This is a genomic window from Mesorhizobium sp. M4A.F.Ca.ET.090.04.2.1 (assembly GCF_003999085.1).
Taxonomy (GTDB): Bacteria; Pseudomonadota; Alphaproteobacteria; order Rhizobiales; family Rhizobiaceae; genus Mesorhizobium.
The window spans coordinates 1-5950 of record NZ_RZOT01000380.1; the positions used below are offsets into that span (position 1 = coordinate 1).

6 protein-coding genes are annotated in these 5950 nt (G+C 64.0%); all 6 read left to right on the top strand.

Annotated elements, in window-relative coordinates:
- On the top strand, window positions 1–1855 hold a 1855-nt coding region (gene mnmG / locus EN781_RS23260; RefSeq protein ID WP_127400369.1), incomplete at its 5' end, for a tRNA uridine-5-carboxymethylaminomethyl(34) synthesis enzyme MnmG.
- A complete protein-coding gene (gene rsmG, locus EN781_RS23265; protein ID WP_126057329.1) occupies window positions 1852–2493 on the top strand; it encodes a 16S rRNA (guanine(527)-N(7))-methyltransferase RsmG in 642 nt (213 codons plus the stop codon). The genes mnmG and rsmG, both read left to right, overlap by 4 nt.
- Before the next feature lie 17 nt (window positions 2494–2510).
- Window positions 2511–3308 (top strand): ParA family protein, encoded by a 798-nt coding sequence (locus tag EN781_RS23270; RefSeq protein WP_126057330.1) that lies wholly within the window; start codon window positions 2511–2513, stop codon window positions 3306–3308.
- 45 nt (window positions 3309–3353) lie between these two features.
- Window positions 3354–4238: a ParB/RepB/Spo0J family partition protein gene (locus tag EN781_RS23275; protein ID WP_126057331.1), complete on the top strand. Its 885-nt coding sequence runs from the start codon at window positions 3354–3356 to the stop codon at window positions 4236–4238.
- 419 nt (window positions 4239–4657) lie between these two features.
- Entirely contained in the window at window positions 4658–5284 is a 627-nt protein-coding gene (locus tag EN781_RS23280) for a DUF1326 domain-containing protein (protein WP_126057332.1), read from the top strand.
- Between the two features lie 9 nt (window positions 5285–5293).
- Window positions 5294–5950: DUF2182 domain-containing protein (locus tag EN781_RS23285; protein WP_145965591.1), on the top strand; the 657-nt coding region annotated here is incomplete at its 3' end.

Sequence of the window (5950 nt, forward strand, 5' to 3'; positions counted from 1 at the left end):
GGTTGTGGTAGGCGGCGGCCATGCCGGTTGCGAGGCGGCCAGCGCCGCGGCACGCGCCGGCGCCAGGACGGCGCTGGTGACGCTGCGTTTCGACACGATCGGCGTCATGTCCTGCAACCCGGCGATCGGCGGCCTCGGCAAGGGCCATCTGGTGCGCGAGATCGACGCGATGGATGGTCTGATGGGCCGGATCGCCGATGCGGCCGGCATCCAGTTCCGCTTGCTCAATCGCCGCAAGGGGCCGGCCGTACGCGGCCCGCGCACGCAGGCCGATCGCAAGCTTTATCGCCTCGCCATGCAGGAAGCGATTCGGCAGGAGGACAATCTCGAGGTGATCGAAGGCGAAGTTCTCGACTTTGAAATCGTGGAGGGGCAGATCGCGGCCGTTCGGATGTCGGGCGATCGCCGCCTGGCTTGCGGCGCGGTGGTGCTGACCACCGGGACCTTCCTGCGCGGCTTGATCCATATCGGTGAGAAGAAGGTCGTCGCCGGCCGCATGAACGAGCAAGCGAGTCTTGGCCTGTCGGCAACGATGGGCCGTGCGGGGTTCAGGCTCGGGCGCCTGAAGACCGGAACACCCCCTCGCCTCGACGGTCGGACCATCGACTGGGCGTCGCTGGAAAGCCAGGCGGCGGACGAGTATCCGGTGCCGTTCTCGCTGCTGACCGACACGATCCGGAACCCGCAGATCCATTGCGGCATCACGCGCACGACGCCGGAGACGCACGAGCTGATCCGCGCCAATCTCTGCCGCTCGGCCATGTATTCCGGCTCGATCGAAGGGGTGGGGCCGCGCTATTGCCCGTCGATCGAGGACAAGATCGTCAAGTTCGGCGACCGTGAAGGCCACCAGATCTTCCTCGAGCCGGAAGGCCTCGACGACGACACCGTCTATCCGAATGGCATCTCGACCTCGTTGCCGGAGGACGTCCAGCTCGACATTTTGAAGACGATTCCGGGGCTGGAGCGGGCAACCATGCTGCAGCCGGGTTATGCCATCGAGTACGACCATGTCGATCCACGCGAATTGCTGCAGACGTTGGAGACGAAGCGGGTCGGCGGCCTGTTCCTCGCCGGACAGATCAATGGCACGACCGGCTACGAAGAGGCCGGAGCGCAAGGGCTGCTCGCCGGTCTGAACGCAGCGCGCAAGGCCTCCGATAGCGAGCAGATCGTGCTCAGTCGCACCGAAGCCTATATCGGCGTCATGGTCGACGACCTCACCAGCCGCGGCATCGCCGAGCCCTATCGGATGTTCACCTCGCGCGCCGAGTTCCGCCTGTCGCTCAGGGCCGACAATGCCGATGAGCGGTTGACGCCGATGGCGGATCGGCTGGGGATCGCCTCGGCGGAACGGATGCGGCGCTTCAACGCGATGAACGAAGATCTTGCAAAGGCGCGGGTACTGGCATTGAGCGTGCTGTTCACCCCCAATGAGGCGGCGCGCCATGGGCTGGAGATCAACAGGGATGGCGTGCGCCGCTCGGCCTATGAATTGCTCGCCTACCCCGGTGTCGATCTGGCTTGGCTGGCCCGCGTCGAACCGCGCTTCGCCTCAATCGGTGCCAAGACGGCCGAGTGCCTCGAAACGGAAGCGAAATATTCAGTCTATCTCGACCGCCAGCAAGCCGATGTCGCGCAAATCCGGCATGAGGAAGGCCGAGTGATCCCGGCATCGCTCGATTTCACCGATGTCCCCGGCCTTTCCAATGAGCTGAAGCAGAAGATGAAAACGCGGCAGCCGCGCTCCATCGCCGATGCGCAGCGCATGGAAGGGATGACGCCGGCGGCACTCGCAATCATCGTTGCCCATGTTCGCAACGCCGAGGCAGCCGCTCAGAGGCATGTCGCGTGAGCTCTGCCGCATGGGAGAGCCTGGAAAAGGCCGCGGGCCCGGTTTCACGTGAAACATTCGAGCGTCTGGTTGCGTTCGAACAGGTCTTCCTGAAATGGAACCGCAGCATCAATCTTGCCGCGCCGTCGACGCTGGACGATGTCTGGCGCCGGCACATACTGGATAGCGCGCAACTCGCTCGAATCGAGCCAAAGGCCAGGCGCTGGGTGGACCTCGGCTCGGGCGGTGGCTTTCCCGGCCTGGTGCTTGGTTTCCTGCTTGCCGAGCGCGAGGGGGCCTCGATCGATCTGGTCGAAAGCAACCGCAAGAAGGCCTCGTTCCTGCAAGCCGTCATTGGCCAGTTCGACCTGCCGGCGCGTGTCGTAGCGCGGCGCATCGACGACAGCTATTCGCTTGTTCCGGAACCGGAAATCGTCACCGCGCGGGCGCTTGCGGCGCTGCCGGCCTTGCTTGATCTTGCGGCGCCGTGGCTGACCAAGGGTGCGCGCGCGCTCTTCCACAAAGGCCGGGATTACCGCGCCGAAGTGGAAGAAAGCACTCACCGCTGGGCCTTCGATCTGGTAGAACATCCAAGCATGACCGACCCTCACGGCGTCATCCTGGAAATCACCAATCTGCGCCCGGCGAAACCGCAATGAATCACTGGCATCGACCCATGAAAACTGGACCGCGTATTATCACCGTCGCCAACCAGAAAGGCGGCGTCGGCAAGACGACGACGGCGATCAACCTGGCGACGGCGCTGGCCGCCATCGGCGAACAGGTGCTGATCGTCGACCTCGACCCGCAAGGCAATGCCAGCACGGGATTGGGCATCGACCGCAAGGATCGCACGGTGTCGTCCTATGACGTGCTGACCGGCGAGCTCGAGCTGGAAGCGGCCGCCGTGCCGACGGCGGTGCCCGGTCTATCCATCGTGCCGTCGACACTCGACCTGCTCGGCATCGAGATGGAGATCGCCTCGGCGCCGGACCGGGTGCTGCGGTTGCGCAACGCGCTGCGCGCCGCGGCCGAGCGTTCGGCGCCGTTCGGCTATGTGCTGATCGACTGCCCGCCGTCGCTCAACCTCTTGACCTTGAATTCAATGGCCGCGGCCGATTCCGTTCTCGTGCCGCTGCAGTGCGAGTTCTTCGCGCTGGAGGGTCTCAGCCAATTGCTCGAGACGGTCGAGCAGGTGCGGCATACGATCAATCCGGATCTCACCATCCAGGGCATCGTGCTCACCATGTACGACGGCCGCAACAATCTCGCCAACCAGGTGGTGCAGGACGTGCGCACCCACATGGGCGACAAGGTCTACGAGACGATCATCCCGCGCAATGTCCGCGTTTCCGAGGCGCCATCCTACGGCAAGCCGGCGATCCTCTACGACCTCAAATGCTCGGGCAGCCAGGCCTATCTGCAGCTCGCCTCGGAAGTGATCCGCCGCGAGCGCAAATTGCGCGCCGCCTGATAGCGGCCAAGCCCCGATTCGATACCGAAACGATCTGGACAGATTATGAGTGAAGACCTTTCAAGAAAGAGACTCGGCCGTGGCCTTGCGGCGCTGATCGGCGAGATCGATCGTCCCGCAGTCCCGGAAAAGCAGAGCATGGCGGCCGACGGCAAGGTGCCGATCGAATTCGTCAGCCCCAATCCGAAGAATCCGCGCCGGCATTTCGGCGATGCCGAGCTCACCGATCTGGCGCAGTCGATCCGCGAGCACGGCGTGGTGCAGCCGGTGGTGGCGCGGCCGTCGCCGTCGCAGCCCGGCCGCTACGAGATCATCGCCGGCGAGCGGCGCTGGCGGGCGGCGCAGCGCGCCGGCCTGACCGAACTGCCGATCATAGTGCGCGAGGTCAACGACCGCACGGCGCTGGAGCTGGCGATCATCGAAAACGTCCAGCGCGCCGACCTCAACCCGGTCGAGGAGGCGCAGGGCTACCAGCAACTGATCGACGAGCATGGCTACACCCAGGCCGATCTCGGCCAGGTGATCGGCAAGAGCCGCAGCCATGTCGCCAACACGCTGCGGCTCCTGAAGCTGCCCAACGTGATTCACGACATGCTGGTCGATGGCGCGCTGTCGGCCGGCCACGCCCGCACGCTGGTGACGGCCGAGGATCCGGCAGGCCTCGCCAAGCGCATCGTCGAGGAAGGACTTTCGGTGCGCCAGGCCGAAGCGCTGGCGCAGATGCCGGCTGGCCCGACGCCGGTCAAGGCGAAGAAGGCCGAGCCGGTCGAAAAGGACCCCGACACGCTGGCGCTGGAAAAGCTGCTCACCGACACGATCGGCATGATCGTCTCGATCGAGCATAAGGAGCGCGGCGGCACAATTCGCGTCAACTACCGGACGCTGGACCAGCTCGACGAGCTCTGCCGGCGGCTAAAGGACGAGCGGTAGAGCGTTGAGGCGGCGCGTTATTTAGCCGACAAATAAAGTTCTGGCTTAAGGTCAAGCAGGCCTGATATATTGGTGATAAACACCACAAGGGCTGGCGGCTTCGCCGGCCCTTTTCGTTACCAGCGGGGATTGGCTATAGCGACGGAACAGAGGGTGCGAAGGAAGCCATAGCCGTCGTCATTCTAGGGCGGAGCAAGGAGAGAAGCGACGCGGGCTCGAACGATTTCAGCGTCGGAGCCGGCGGCTTGACAGTGCAGGGCATCGGCGTACCCTCCATTAGGTGCAACTTGAATTATATGCCCTGGCGTGCCGAACACAGTCGCGGCGTGGGCTATTTGCCGTTCCCACGACGCGTGGGCGGCGCCACCCCTCGCCAAAGCGATCCATGCCGACGCGCCTGACGCAGCCGGGAGGTGCAAATGGCAACCAGTTGGCAATTGTCCGGGGACTATTTCGAGAATTGTAGTTGCGACGTCGTATGCCCGTGCCTGATTTCCACCAATGCGCAACTGACATCGAAGCCGACGCAAGGTGCTTGCGATGTTGCCTTGGTCTTTCATATCGACACGGGCAAATTTGGCGACGTTCGGCTGGATGGACTCAACGTTGCGATGATCGCCCATACACCAGGCCCGATGGCGGACGGCAATTGGACGGCTGCCGCCTATATCGACGAGCAGGCCGACGACAGGCAGACAGAAGCGCTGGGCGCGATCTTCACCGGCGCCGCGGGCGGCCCGATGGCCGCCTTCGCGCCATTGATCAGCACCAACCTCGGAGCCAAGAAGGTGCCAATCAAATACCAAGTCGACGGCAAGAAGCGGTCGGCGGAGATTGCAGGCGTCATGCAGATGGCGGTCGAACCCCTGCCGACGATGCGCGAGGATGGTGAGATGTGGGCGGCGACCGGCCATCCCGTCAATCCCGAGAGGCTGGTGCTGGCGGCGGGCGTAGAAGGCAGCACATTCAGCGACCACGGCATGCACTGGGACAATTCCCGCCGAAACGGACATTACGCCTCGATCAACTGGTCCGGCCAGCAATAGGCCTGGCGCATGGTCGGACCGGACCCGCTGACGCTGCAGCGAAACATCATTCTCGCGCTGTTGATCGTTGTCGCCACGGCAGCCTGGTCCTTGCTGATCTGGCAGCGGATCGGCATGGACACCGACATGCCGATGGAAATCTACTCACCGACCATGGGCATGCAGGCGCCGCTGTTTCTTGCAGTGTGGACGATCATGATGATCGCCATGATGTTCCCGACGGCCGCGCCGATGATCCTGACGTTTCACCGTGTGCAGACCGGCAAACAGGGGCGCGGCGATGCCTTTGTCTCGACCTGGATCTTCGTGGCCGGGTACATGCTGGTCTGGGGGGTGATGGGCGTTCTCGCCTTTGCCGGCGCGGCGGGCGCGGAGATGCTTGCCGGGCGTGTGGGATTGTCCACGGCGATGGCCGCGCGCATCGGCGGCGCGCTGTTGATGGTTGCGGGCGCGTACCAACTTTCCCCACTGAAAGATCTGTGCCTGGCCAAGTGCCGCACGCCAATCGGCTTCATACTGACCTCATGGCGCGATGGTCCTTGGGGCGCGGTACATATGGGCGTAAGGCACGGGTTGTTTTGCCTGGGCTGCTGCTGGCTCCTGTTTCTCGCTCTTTTTCCGCTCGGGATCATGAGCATTGCGGCAATGGCCGTGGTGACACTGCTG